This is a genomic window from Actinotignum vesiculae (assembly GCF_051267215.1).
GTDB lineage: Bacteria > Actinomycetota > Actinomycetes > Actinomycetales > Actinomycetaceae > Actinotignum > Actinotignum schaalii.
Map to the genome: position 1 here is coordinate 1 of NZ_JBOZGG010000017.1, position 12070 is coordinate 12070.

General features: G+C 65.4%; 11 protein-coding genes. 6 read left to right on the forward strand and 5 right to left on the reverse strand.

From position 1 onward, the window contains the following. Window positions 1–530 precede the first annotated feature (530 nt). The 3 genes from ACRQHG_RS08305 to ACRQHG_RS08315 all read right to left on the reverse strand — a co-directional run bounded on the left by ACRQHG_RS08305 (window position 531) and on the right by ACRQHG_RS08315 (window position 3799). Window positions 531–1208, reverse strand: a complete 678-nt coding sequence (locus ACRQHG_RS08305) for a Crp/Fnr family transcriptional regulator (RefSeq protein ID WP_026429058.1) — start codon at window positions 1206–1208, stop codon at window positions 531–533. 80 nt (window positions 1209–1288) lie between these two features. After that, on the reverse strand, window positions 1289–2224 hold the full coding sequence (locus ACRQHG_RS08310) for an alpha/beta fold hydrolase (protein WP_435713675.1): 936 nt from the start codon (window positions 2222–2224) through the stop codon (window positions 1289–1291). A gap of 99 nt (window positions 2225–2323) precedes the next feature. Then, window positions 2324–3799, reverse strand: a complete 1476-nt coding sequence (locus ACRQHG_RS08315; protein WP_435713674.1) for a hypothetical protein — start codon at window positions 3797–3799, stop codon at window positions 2324–2326. 270 nt (window positions 3800–4069) lie between these two features. Here ACRQHG_RS08315 and ACRQHG_RS08320 point away from each other — a divergent pair, with 270 nt between their 5' ends. The 6 genes from ACRQHG_RS08320 to ACRQHG_RS08345 all read left to right on the forward strand — a co-directional run bounded on the left by ACRQHG_RS08320 (window position 4070) and on the right by ACRQHG_RS08345 (window position 9040). After that, window positions 4070–5203, forward strand: a complete 1134-nt coding sequence (locus tag ACRQHG_RS08320) for a CpaE-like family protein (RefSeq protein ID WP_435713673.1) — start codon at window positions 4070–4072, stop codon at window positions 5201–5203. An 11-nt stretch (window positions 5204–5214) separates the two neighbouring features. Continuing rightward, a complete protein-coding gene (locus tag ACRQHG_RS08325; RefSeq protein ID WP_435706254.1) occupies window positions 5215–6477 on the forward strand; it encodes a TadA family conjugal transfer-associated ATPase in 1263 nt (420 codons plus the stop codon). A gap of 203 nt (window positions 6478–6680) precedes the next feature. Beyond that, window positions 6681–7343 carry a type II secretion system F family protein gene (locus tag ACRQHG_RS08330; protein ID WP_435706255.1) on the forward strand — a complete coding sequence of 221 codons (663 nt, stop codon included), beginning with the start codon at window positions 6681–6683 and terminating at the stop codon, window positions 7341–7343. Next, a complete protein-coding gene (locus ACRQHG_RS08335; RefSeq protein ID WP_435706256.1) occupies window positions 7334–7894 on the forward strand; it encodes a type II secretion system F family protein in 561 nt (186 codons plus the stop codon). Before ACRQHG_RS08330 ends, ACRQHG_RS08335 begins: the two co-directional genes overlap by 10 nt. Window positions 7895–8148: 254 nt before the next feature. Next, on the forward strand, window positions 8149–8373 hold the full coding sequence (locus tag ACRQHG_RS08340) for a DUF4244 domain-containing protein (protein WP_284890353.1): 225 nt from the start codon (window positions 8149–8151) through the stop codon (window positions 8371–8373). Between the two features lie 73 nt (window positions 8374–8446). Then, window positions 8447–9040: a TadE family type IV pilus minor pilin gene (locus ACRQHG_RS08345; RefSeq protein ID WP_435706257.1), complete on the forward strand. Its 594-nt coding sequence runs from the start codon at window positions 8447–8449 to the stop codon at window positions 9038–9040. Between the two features lie 205 nt (window positions 9041–9245). On the opposite strand, the gene ACRQHG_RS08350 is transcribed toward ACRQHG_RS08345, so the two are convergent. Both ACRQHG_RS08350 and ACRQHG_RS08355 read right to left on the reverse strand, forming a co-directional pair. Beyond that, on the reverse strand, window positions 9246–9584 hold the full coding sequence (locus ACRQHG_RS08350; protein WP_435706258.1) for a hypothetical protein: 339 nt from the start codon (window positions 9582–9584) through the stop codon (window positions 9246–9248). 48 nt (window positions 9585–9632) lie between these two features. Beyond that, window positions 9633–12014: a DEAD/DEAH box helicase gene (locus ACRQHG_RS08355; protein ID WP_435713475.1), complete on the reverse strand. Its 2382-nt coding sequence runs from the start codon at window positions 12012–12014 to the stop codon at window positions 9633–9635. Between the last annotated feature and the right edge of the window lie 56 nt (window positions 12015–12070).

Consider the following 12070-nt stretch of genomic DNA (forward strand, 5'->3'; position numbering starts at 1 on the left):
CTCAATAAGGCCGACTTTTCGTTGCTATGGCGGGGCAAACCCCGGATATAAGACCCACCATTTGTCTATTAACCCGCGTCCCGTGCGTCGGGTAGGTCAACACTCCCGCCGCCCCGTAAAGAAGCGGGTTCTGGTTGCGTGTGAAGGCTCAACAGTGGGCCTGCAACAGGGTGCAAATCCACGCACCATTTTGGCTGGATTTCTGCACTGGGCTTGCACTACGCAACCCCGATGGTTCCCAATTTGCATCCTGTGGCATTCCTTCGGCGCTCAGCTTTTCCGGCCGGTGGGCCGGGGTGTTTTTCCGGGGTGTACTGCGGATGTTGTACATGCGAAGTACAGCTCTGCCAACACATGCCCCCTCGCCAGGTGCCGGTGTGACTGCTGAGGCTCGCGATGGCCGATAGCTGCGCCGTCGTATCAGAACGTAAGGAAACGGGCCCGGAAGGCACGCGAACGCGGGCGGCCGGAACCCTGGACAGGGCCCAGCCACCCGCGTTCGCGTTAAATCTAAGTATGAAACGCGGAGACTAGTGGGCGCGGCGCTGCAAGCGACCAATCTCCAGGAGCAGTACGGCGCGACCTTCGAGCCGAATCCACCCGCGGGAAACAAAATCAGCCAGAGACTTATTGACCGTTTCACGCGAAGCGCCCACGAGATGCGCGAGCTCTTCCTGCGTGAGGTCGTGCGCCACGTATACGCCTTCGGGGGTGCGCTCGCCGAAACGATTGGCCAGGTCGAGCAGCGCCTTCGCCACGCGGCCGGGAACGTCCGAGAACACCAGGTCAGCAAGATTCTCATTGGTATTGCGCAGGCGACGCGCCATTTCACGGAGCATCGACATGGCGAGCGCGGGGTGCTCCTCGATGAAATTCTTCATATCGCGATGCGCGAGGGAAAGCAGATGCGTCGGCGCAATAGCGGTGACGGTGGAGGAACGAGCCCCCAGGTCAAAGAGCGAAAGTTCGCCGATGATTTCCCCGGGTCCGAGAACGGCGAGCAGATTTTCGCGCCCGTCGTCGGACGTGTGACTGAGCTTCACCTTGCCGTCGGTGACGATGTAGAGGCGATCACCCTGGTCGCCTTCGTGGAAAAGCGATTCGCCCCGCTTGAGGGACGTATCGCTCATCATCGCGCCGAGAGCGGCGAGACTTTCCTCATCCATGTCCTTGAAAAGGGGCACGGTTCGTAAAACGCTGGTATCCATCTCTAGCCTTCCTCCGATGTACTCAGAATATTCCTGAAGTAGTCTCATGTCACATTTTGCCATTATTCACGGAAAATGTCTCATACCCGGGCCGAGCGCTCGAGTTGAGAAAGGAAATCCAGCACGATATTAGTGAATTCGCGCGGGGATTCTTCCGGGATGAAATGCCCGGCGCCCGGCACGGCAATGAGCCGGTAGGAGCCGGTAGCGAAAGAACGATCATCAGCCCAGGCCCGCTCATTAATCATGCGATCGGCCAGGCCGCGCACCGCCCACACCGGCACATCCACGGGAGTGGAGAGGATATCGCGCCAGGTTTTTCCGGAGGGGCGGCGCCTCCATGTTGCGGTCCAGCGCAGTTGTTCGACGGCGCTCGCCGCCGCTTCCGGGAGCCGCATGGCAGCGGCGTACTGTTCGGCTTCGTCCGCGGCGCCGTGGCTGTGCGGGGCGGACCATTCCAGGAGCAGTCGGCGCATATTCCGCGTATCCCCGAGCGCGCGCGGGGAACGATTCCCCAGCCGCGAGGTGAGTAAACCGAGCAGGCCGCGCGGGCGAATACCGCGCCCGAAATGCCGCAGCCCGAGCGGATGCGGGCTGGCCACCGTCACGAGCCCGGTAATAATATCGGGGGCCATGGCCGCCGCCGCCCACCCGAGCGCCGCATTGGAGCCGGCCGCCACGATCACCGCCGAGCTCGCCCCCAGGGATTCGGTCAGCGAAATAAGGTCCTGGGCCAGTTCGGGCCCCGATTGCACCGACGGCGTTTTGTCGCTGCCGCCCACGCCCCGCAGATCCACGGCCGCAACTTCGTAACCGGCCTGCGCCACCGGCTCGATCTGGTGGCGCCAGGCATACCAGTACTCCGGGTAGCTGTGCACGAATAGCACCAGCGGGGTACGAGTCGAGTGGCTCCCGGCATAGGCCAGGTGGAATTGCGCACCGTTGGCCGTCACGAGGCGATGCTCCCACGATCCGGGGATCCATACGCAGGAATTATCGGCGGGAAGTGAGCTCATGCGGTACCTTGTTACGCTCGGGCTGGGTAGGCTTTGGGTTCTCTAAGCGCGGGTTTTCTGCGCGCGGGTTTTTGCGCGGCCTTTTCGACGCCCCCGCTTTTACGCCTCTTCTTCGGAGAGGCGGTATTCGCGCACCGTGAAAGCGCGGGCGCGCCGCGAACCGCGGGACCGCGCCCAGTGCGCCGCGACTCCGATGGCCGTCAGCACCGCGCCCAGTAGCATAAACCCACCGAACGCAAGGTCGTAGGCGAAGTGGTGCACGATATTATCCGTGATCGGCTTGAATCCGCCGATAAGCGAATCAAGCCAGTGCACCCCGCGCAACGCATAACCGGGAAATACGAGCCCCGCGAGACCGGCAACAACCAAGATTGGGCCCCACAGCAGCGCGCCCAGGGAGGACAGCCCCGCGAGCAGCGCAATAACCACGAGCAGCGCGATGCCGCCGGCCATTTCGATGAGCGCCGCCGCATTTACCGGGGCGGTTTCCAGGGCGATGGGGCGAGCCAGGTGCAGGCGCGCCACCGCGTCAGAGATGAGATACCAGGTCAGCGGGAGCAGCAGCAGCGTGACCGCCGCGACCCAGATATGGGTCCAGACCCGGCCCTTGGGGGCATCCGGAATCGGCTCCACTTCGGCGATATCCGCCCAGGTGCGCTGGTCTTCCAAGCTTTCCTCGCGCACGGTCGGGAAGACGGGTGCGTCGAAGCCTGCGGCGTGGGCGGCGGTAGGTGCCGTTGCCGGTTCTGCGCCGGGTTCGCCGAACTCGCCGGCCGGCGGGTAAAGCGCGGTTGCGGTCGCTTCCCCGGAGGCGTACGGGTCCGTGTTTGTGGTGGCGTAGGGATCGGCCCCGGCGGAGGCGTAGGGATCGGCGGCCGCGGGGGTTGCGGTGGCACCGGTTTCCGGGCCGGCGGACGCTGCGGGAACGGTTGCGGTTACGCCGGCTGCCTGTGCCAGATTCGCGTATTCGCGGTCCGGGGCGGTGTTTTCCGCCTGGTAGCCATCATCGAAAGCCCCGGCGGCCAGTGATTCAGATACGGAACGACGCCGCGGCGCGGCTGGCTCCGAGGTTGATTCCTCCGGTGCGAGTGCTGCTGGCGTGGTGGACTCAGCGGGTTCGGCGGGGGTGGCCTCAGCAGGAAGCGTGGCTTCGGTGGGCTCCGCAAGAGGCGTGGTTTTGGTGGGCTCTTCGCTGGTTGCCTGCGCGGCTTCGGCTTCTTCCGGAGCGAGCTGAGCCGAGACGGGCTGCTCTGTTTCGGTGGTGGCGCCCTCGGGTTGGCCCGCGGTTTCGGGTTGGCCCGCGGTTTCGCCTTCGGGTTCCTTCGTGGCGGCAACCACGGGCGCGGAATCATTCAAAGAGGAGGGCTCGCTAGTGGCTTCCGCAGCGGGGTGAGCCGGCGGGAAAGGAGCGGCGTCGTCGTTCGAAAAAACGGGGGCGGGAGCAGGAGGTTGAGTGGTGGGGAGGTAGGCGGTTTCTTGGTCCGCGAGATGGTCCTCGGCAATGGGCTCGAGAATATCGTCATCATCTAGTGGCCGGCGCGACGCGGTAGTGTACGGGTCATTTGGCGTAGACATGGGTCCTCCCTTGATAGTTCTTTCTCAAAGATATGCCAGAAATCACGCCGATGTGGAGAATTTCGGCGGTGTGCCATAAAGCGGGCGGTGTGTCACAAAGTAGGTTGTGTGGATCATACCGGGGTGGCCGCCGACGCGGCCGGTGTGACGTAAGCCGGCGGTGTGACGTAAGCCGGGCGTGCGTATCCACAGAACCGTTCGTGTAGGGGGTTATCCACAGCGGCGCACAACCCGGATGTGGAGGTGCGCTAAGCGCGGCAAGCTCGGGGTATGACTTCTTCTCGTGTTTTGTCTCCTGGTGTTTCGGCTGCCGGTGCTGTCTCCGGTGCCGCTGCCGGAAAGTCGTCCGGCGCTGCTGCTTCGGGCGGGGCGGCTGTTTCCGGTGGTACTTCGCCCGCACCCCTCATATCTGCGATCCCGCGTGAGCTCGTCTCCCTCGTCTGCGAGCATGATGAAGTTGTGCGGGAGGTGGAGGCGGTCACGGAGCTGGCCGGAATACAGGTGGCGCGTGGTTCACCGGAGGTCGCTGCGCCGCCGGCCGTGCTCGAATTGGAGGAACTCCCGGCAGCCCTGCCCACGGTCCGCGCGCGTTTCCACCCGGTGCTGGCCAGCTATTTTCCGCGCGGATCTGTGGTCCTGGAACTCCCGCGCCAAGCCGAAGATCTTCTCGAGCTCGTGCTGGCGGCCGGGCAAACTCGGCGCGGGCGCATTATCGGGCTTGCCGGGGTGCGCGGCGGACTCGGGGTATCGATGATCACGGCCTGGCTCGCCTCGCTGAGCATTACTCGTACCGCCGTGGTGGATGCGGATCCGCTCTCGGCCGGGCTCGAAATCCTCATGGGATTCCGGGACAAACGCGGGGTGCGCTGGGCTGATATTGCCCAAGCGGAAGGCACGCTGATCCCGCAGCGGCTTCGGGCGGCCCTGCCCTCGCGCGGGCAGCTGAGCCTGCTGAGCGCGGACGTACGCGGCGGCGCACCGCCGAACGGAGAAGCGGTGCCGCACGCCATTGACGCGCTCTCCCAAGCGAACGACACCACCTATGTGGATCTCCCGCGCAGCTCCTTGCTGCCGGGCACCGGGCCGGCCAGCTGGCGGGCCTGGTGCGATGCGGTGGTCCTCGTGAGCGGGGTAACCGACCGCGATGCTCAGGCCATCCCCAGAATCCTGCGCGACCTAGGGGAGAACACGCCCGTGGTCATCGCGGCGCGATGCTCCCACAAAGTGGAGGCGCAGGCCTTTGGCGTGGATATCGGCCAGGAGGTGGTGCCGGTGCGGCGTCTGCGCGGTATGGATGAAGACCTCTCCCACGGAGTTGCGGTGGGTGAACAGCGCCGCTCTGTTGCGGCGCGTGATATCACGCAGCTCGCCGCGCATCTCGATGCGGTACTGGCAGGCGGATAAGGGGTGAAAAGATGGGTAGCCCGCGCGAATTAGGTGTGCTTCGGGTCCGCGGGGTTTTAGCCGATGCCCGCGGAAAGCTGGCCGGTGCCCGCGCGGATGAGATCCGCAACCACGGGGGTGTGGGCGGTGCCCGCGGTGACCTGGCCCGTACCCGCCGGGAATTAGCCCGCGGCATCAGCGTGCCCAAGGTGCTCTCCGCGGTGGCGCCCCACGCGATAGAAATAAAACACGTGCTGGGAGCGGCTCGCGATATTAACGCGGTGGCCCGCGGCTGGGGCCCGCACCTGCGGCGCGTGATTGAAGACCCCACCGTCACTGATATTTTAATCAACGGCGGCACCGGGGTATGGCTGGATCGCGGAGCCGGACTGGAACGCGACGAAGCCTTGAGCGCCCTACTGTCCGACGCGGGGGAGGTGCGCGCACTCGCGGTGCGTTTAGCTGCCAGCGCCGGCCAACGTTTGGACGACGCCGCCCCTATCGCCGACGGCACCTTCTCCAATGGAACGCGCCTGCACGCAGTGCTCGCCCCACTGGCCGCAGAAGGAGCCGCTATCTCACTGCGTACCCAACGGGCCCGCACCTTCACGCTCGCCGAACTCGAGGCTGCCGGCACGTTTCCTGCTGCCCTCACCCCGGTATTGACAGCCCTGGTGGAGCGGCGCGCCAACGTTATGGTGGCGGGCGCTACCGGATCGGGGAAAACCACATTATTGGCCTCCCTGCTCAGCTGCGTACCGGCCACCGAACGCCTCATCATTATCGAAGAATCCGCGGAATTACGCCCCGCGCACCCGCACGTGCTGCACCTGCAAATCCGGCGCCCCAATGTGGAAGGCCACGGCGAAATCACCATGAGCCAATTGGTGCGGGCCGCCTTGCGGATGCGCCCGGATCGAATCGTGGTGGGGGAATGCCGCGGTGAAGAAGTACGCGAGGTCCTCACCGCCCTCAATACCGGGCACGAAGGCGGATGGGCCACTATTCACGCCAATTCGGCACGCGATGTTCCCGCCCGGCTTGTGGCCCTCGGGGCACTGGCAGGAATGTCTGCCGCGGTGGTTGCCGCCCAAGCGGTTGCGGCCCTCGATGCCATTATTTCCATTGAGCGGCACGGGCCGACCCGGCGCATCACCCACGTGGCTACCCTCCGCGGCAGCCATGGAGATCTTGAAGCTCCGGATGCTTTGAATATCGAGGCTGACGGCACCATCCGTGCCGGCCCCGGGTGGGCCACCCTGGGCCCGCGACTAGGACTGGAGGGAACATGGTAATTCTGGTTGTTCTCGGAATCCTGCTGAGCGTATACGCGTATGCGGGCCGGTCGCGGGGCCAAGCACGTGCGGGCCGGTCGCGAGGTCAAGCACATGCGGGTCTGCCGGGGCGCCGAGCTCATGCAAGCCGGCCACGGAGTCATGCCCGCGGTACGCCACACAACTCAATGCGCTCGCCGGGCAGCACATCACCCGGGCGCGGTGTGCTCCGCAGAAAAACGCGCGCTTCCCCGCCTAGTTTCGACGCCGGCCTGCTCGCCGTGGAAGTCGCGGCCCGCATTGATTCGGGTGCCGATCACCGCCGCGCCTGGCTCGCCGCCCTCGCCCGTTTCCAGCCGCATAGAGAAAGTGCGGCAGTCGAGCGCGCGGGCGGAGGCGCCGTCGTCGGCGTGGGTGATCCTAGGAACGGAGCCGAGCGCGATCCCCGCGGTGACTCCGCCGGCCAGATCGACGACGTAGGCGTCCCCGTACTCCTGCGAGAACTATGGGCGCGGGCGCCCCGCAATCCGCGCCGCGCCCGGGGCCTCCTCGGCATCCCGGCACTCATCGCGGTATGCCGCCTCACCCACCACACCGGCGCCTCGGCCGCCCGCATCCTCGAGAGCTGCGCGGCAGCGCTCTCCGAATCCAGCGATGCGCTCGGCGAGCGCCGCATCGCCCTGGCCGGTCCGCGTTCGGCCGTGAAAATGCTGGCCGCTATGCCGCTATTCGGCATGCTCCTCGGCTCATTTTTCGGAGGTAATCCCGTGACATTCCTATTCGGAACCCTCGTCGGGCGGTGCTGCCTCGCCCTCGCGCTCATCTGCGAAGTGGTCGGGATCCTCTGGATGCGCCACCTCGTACGGAAAGCCGAACAATGGGGCTAGCCCTGTGCCTCCTGGTTCTTCTGCTCGCCTGGGTGTGGAGGCCCGCCACCGGGAAAAGTACACGCCGGCAGTCGGGCCCTTATCTGCCGGGAACGGCGCACCGAGCAGAGCGGCGCCTACCTCCCTCCGACCCGGCTTTCCTCGCCGACCTCGCCCGGGTGGCGCTCTCCTCCGGCGCGTCCCTGCCCGCCGCACTGGAAGCGGTATCTTTCGCCGTCGCCGAAGAACATGCTCACCTCGATATAGGTACGACGGCGCAGCTCCTTCTGCTGGGCGCACCTTGGGCCGAAGCATGGGAGGGAATACATCCACGCGCCCACCTGCTGCGCGAAGCTCTCCAGCCAGCCTGGGAAAACGGGGTAGCCCCGCTCACCCTCCTTGGCACAGCTGCCCGCAGCTACCGGCGTCGTCGTTCTAGAGAAGCACGCCGGGCAGCGGCTGAACTCGGCAATAGCCTCGTTGTGCCTTTAGGGGTGTGCTTCCTACCGGCATTTATCCTCGTGGGAATTGTTCCGGCAGTAGCTGGCGCCGCCACCGGTCTTTTCCACTAAATCCGGGCGACGGAGGTGTGTCCTGCAGAACCCTGCTTTATCCACTTTTATCCCCAGGAAAGCGGAACGGGATGGTTATCCACAGATGCCGAGGGGCCGGATGCGGGAGGGTGCAAGGCGCGGGAGACTGACAGTGCCGGACCGAGCACGTTCCGAGCAGCCCGCAACCCAGACCCTGGGCGGCGGGTAGCGAGGTCCGGCACCACCCACCAATAACCACAACACAGTTCGTCACAGATAAGAAAGGAAGCATCATGACCACAGCACTCAGCCCCGTTCGATCAGCTCTCCCCGCCCACCCGGGCGGCACTTTCCTCGGGGGCCAATGCCACCCGGAAGCGGGGATGACCACCACCGAATACGCCGTCGGAACCCTCGGCGCCTGCGCTATTGCCGGGATACTCTACTGGCTCTCCCAGCAGGACTGGATGCGTGAACTCATCGCCGGGATTTTCCGGCGCGGACTCAATATCGCCTGACCCATATAAGCCCCGGGTTCCCCACCGGTGCCGGTGGGGTGCTCGCGGCTCCCTAGAAAGAGAAAGATCCGTCATGATACCCAAACAATCCCCTGAGCAATGCCAGGATGCCCCTCCGCTACCGCGGGGCACGGATGGCGAGGGAGCCCTGCTCGCCGGCCCGCTCGGCCAGCCGGCCCGCAGGTCCCGGGAACGCCGGCGCCTATGCGCACAATGCCACGAGGTAATTGAGGCCCGCGGGCATATAGCAATTCCCTGTGCCTGCCGCCGCCGCGAAATCCGCTCGCGCAAACTTTCCCGTATTTTGCGCCGGCCTTACGGAGTGGAGAACCGAGAAGCCGGCATGGTCACCGTGGAAGTGGCCCTCGGGATTGTCAGCGTGCTCATTATCGTGCTGCTCGCGCTCGGGGCACTGAGCGCCGGCGCCCAATACATCTCCTTACGCAGTGCGTCCCACGATATTGCGATTCTTGCTGCTCGCGGGGAAAGTGAGGAGGCATTGCGCGCTCGCGAACTCCCGCCCCGGGCCAAGCTGCATCTGCAACGCGCGGAAGACCACGTGAATGTGGTGGTGCGAGCCCAGGCAGCCGGCCCGCTGCGGGCCCTGGGTATCACCATGGAAGCCAGCACTTCGGTAGATCTAGAACCCGGGGTGCTCGGAACATGAGGGCCTCAGCGAGGAGCCGGGGAGCGCCCGGGCTTGGGCGGCGGACTGTGCTCGGACAGGGGATTGCGCTCGGGCAGCAGGCTGTGCTCTGGAAGCGGGCTGCACCAGGGCAGCAACGTATCTCCTGGCGGGATAGCTGGCGCGAATGGCACCGGCTCTATCTGCTGTGCCGGAGGGAAAGCCGCGCCCGGCCCCGGGATCTACTTCAAGCCTGCGAGCAGGGCGCAGGAACGGTGCTCGCGATGGGGGTGATAGCCCTGGTGCTTGTCCTGACCGGGGCAGTGCTCACCGCGGCCACCGTGGTGATCGCGCGAATGGAGGCCCGTGCCACGGCAGATGTCATCGCTGTGCAAACTGCGGAGCGGGTGATCAACCAGGGTTGGTCGCTAGCCGAAGCCTGCACCAAGAGCGAACGCAGCGCGCAGCGCAGCGGCGCCGTCGTCGAAGAATGCAGCGAAGCTGAAGAAATATTTTCGATTCGGGTACGCACCCGCGCCCGCGCAGTGCCGATAGCGGTCCGGGTGACATCGCGGGCCGGGCCCATTGATCGGAGTGAAGGCTTCGAGGCTGATCGCATTGGTTTCGCCGGACCCTATGTGTGCAGCGCCGCGGTCTCCAACTCATCAAGCGCGCAGCTCAAAGCGCTGAGCACCAGCACCGCGCCCTCTTTCCACAGCGGGTCATTGTTATTACCGCACTTCGGGGACTGGACGCAGCGCGGGCAGCCGCTCTGGCACGGGCAGCCGGCCACGGCATCGCGGGTGGCACGGATCCACTCCCGGCCGGCCCGATACCCCCGTTCGGCACAGCCCGAACCACCGGCAGCAGCATCGTGGACAATCACGGTAGCCGCCCCGGTATCCAGGTGGTACGCGGTAGACAAGCCTCCCACATCCCACCGGTCGCAGATCGCGAAGAGGGGAAGCATCCCGATGGCGGCATGCTCGGCGGCATGCAGGGCCCCGGGAACATCCGCGGCAGGGACACCGAGCGCCTCCAAATCCTGCGATGACATCGTCCACCAGGTCCCGCACGTTTCCATGCTGCGCTCCCGCGGAGTAATGGGGTGAAACCCGAGGTACATGCCATCGCGGGCCCGGCGCAGGTGGTATCCGATAACCCGGTTGAATACCTCCACATCGCCCCAGGCCCAGGTCCCGAACCGGGTTGCGGTACTGGCGCGCGTACGGAGGATCTTCACGGTTGTCTCTTCCGAGGCAAAAGTCCGCAGATCATCTTTCAGCCGATGCCGCACAATCGCCTCCTCGCCATCACACGTCAGTACATCGAAAGGAACACCCTGATGCACGTAGATAGCCCCCGGGTACACGGTGGTATCCGCCCGCGCGGCATCCACCGTCCCCAGAACGTTCCCGTCCTCCTCATCAACAATGGACACGGTGCTTGCCTCGCCGCGCAGGTTCACCAGTTCGTGGGCGCTAATCCCCGCATATCCCCAGAACCACCCGCCGGGGCGGCGCCGCAAGAGCCCCTGCTCGCTCAACTCGTCGAAAAGCGAGGTATCGGGGAGCCCGAAAACTGCGGCATCTGCCGCGGTGAGAGGATGTTCGGCCGCGGCCGCACACAGCTGCCCGGTCAGAACATTCGGATTGAGCGGATCGAAAACGCTGGCTTCCGCACCCGCGCTCAGGATCGTATCCGGATGGGCCAGAAGATACTGATCCAGCGGATTCGAGGTCCCAATAAGGACGGCCAAACCGGAACTACCCGCCCGCCCGGCACGTCCCGCCTGCTGGTTAAAAGAGGCGGTGGTGCCCGGCCATCCGGTGAGAATAACCGCGTCCAGCCCGGAAATATCAATCCCCAATTCCAGGGCATTCGTTGTTGCCACGGCGCGCAGATCCCCCGAGCGCAGCCGCTGCTCCAGATCGCGGCGTTCCTCGGGAAGATACCCGCCGCGATAAGCCGCCACCGTCTCGGCCAGCGGATTGTGATCCTCGCGCAAAAACGCCTGGGTCAGCTCGGCAACCCGTTCGGTTCCGGCCCGCGAACGCACAAAGGTGAGGACGCGCGCGCCTTCGGCCACGAAACGAGCGGTCAGATCAGCCGCCTCCACCATGGCCGAGCGGCGCGTGGTATCCTCCGCGGCTCCCGGTTCTTCCTCGGGAGGAACGTGGCCGGTCGCGTCGTCGTCGATAGGAGAACACTGCCACAAGGCAACGGTACGTTCGCCGCGCGGCGAGGCATCATCCGTGACCGCTTCGACGGGCCCGAAAGCTGTTCCGATAAATCTGGTGGCGGTTTCCTGCGGCGCGCCGGCGGTTGCCGACAGGAAAACAACGGTGGGGTGGGCGCCGTACAGCGCCGCGATACGCAAAATCCGGCGCACCACATGACCCACATGTGCCCCGAACAGGCCCTTATAGGAATGAAATTCGTCGACGACGATCATCCGCAGCCCGCGCCAGATCCGCTGCCACCGGTCTTTCTGGGGCAGCATCACGTGATGCACGAAATCAGGGTTGGTCAGCACAATATCGGCGTGGTCGCGCGCGAAGGTTTTCTCCTCCGGGTCAGCATCCCCGTCCGCGGTAGCCACCGTGATTCGGGAGTCCACATCCCGGGCCAAGGCCCGCAGCGAAGTGTATTGATCCGCCGCCAGAGCTTTGGTCGGGGAAAGATACAGCACGGTTGGCGGGGCGCTCACCCGCGCCAAACTACCCGAGCCGCGCGGACTCAGCATCTCGGTGAGCGCAGGTACCCACGCCGCCAAAGATTTACCCGAACCGGTCCCGGTCGCCACCACCGTGTGGGCACCCGCGTGAATGAGGTTCGCGGCGCGGACTTGGTGCTCCCACAGGTGCGGGACGCCGTGGCTAGCGCAGGCACCCTTGACCTGCGGGCTGACCCACGCGGGCCACCCGGCCACCCGCGCGGGGCGGGCGTCTTGTTTGCGCAGCGCTACCAACTGTCCCGCGGTGGCGGATTCTTCAAGAACGGAAAGGAGGCGCATATGTGTAGTGTGCCCGATGGAGCGCCGGAGGCCAAAGACCAGCGCGCCAGCCCCAC

Excerpts from the sequence above, each read along its gene's own strand:
- ACRQHG_RS08305 (WP_026429058.1), bottom strand. The coding sequence starts at position 1,208 with ATGGATACCAGCGTTTTACGAACCGTGCCCCTTTTCAAGGACATGGAT.
- ACRQHG_RS08345 (WP_435706257.1), top strand. The coding sequence starts at position 8,447 with ATGATACCCAAACAATCCCCTGAGCAATGCCAGGATGCCCCTCCGCTA.
- ACRQHG_RS08315 (WP_435713674.1), bottom strand. The coding sequence starts at position 3,799 with ATGTCTACGCCAAATGACCCGTACACTACCGCGTCGCGCCGGCCACTA.
- ACRQHG_RS08335 (WP_435706256.1), top strand. The coding sequence starts at position 7,334 with ATGGGGCTAGCCCTGTGCCTCCTGGTTCTTCTGCTCGCCTGGGTGTGG.
- ACRQHG_RS08355 (WP_435713475.1), bottom strand. The coding sequence starts at position 12,014 with ATGCGCCTCCTTTCCGTTCTTGAAGAATCCGCCACCGCGGGACAGTTG.
- ACRQHG_RS08320 (WP_435713673.1), top strand. The coding sequence starts at position 4,070 with ATGACTTCTTCTCGTGTTTTGTCTCCTGGTGTTTCGGCTGCCGGTGCT.
- ACRQHG_RS08340 (WP_284890353.1), top strand. The coding sequence starts at position 8,149 with ATGACCACAGCACTCAGCCCCGTTCGATCAGCTCTCCCCGCCCACCCG.
- ACRQHG_RS08350 (WP_435706258.1), bottom strand. The coding sequence starts at position 9,584 with ATGGGCCCGGCCCGCGATGTCACCCGGACCGCTATCGGCACTGCGCGG.
- ACRQHG_RS08325 (WP_435706254.1), top strand. The coding sequence starts at position 5,215 with ATGGGTAGCCCGCGCGAATTAGGTGTGCTTCGGGTCCGCGGGGTTTTA.
- ACRQHG_RS08310 (WP_435713675.1), bottom strand. The coding sequence starts at position 2,224 with ATGAGCTCACTTCCCGCCGATAATTCCTGCGTATGGATCCCCGGATCG.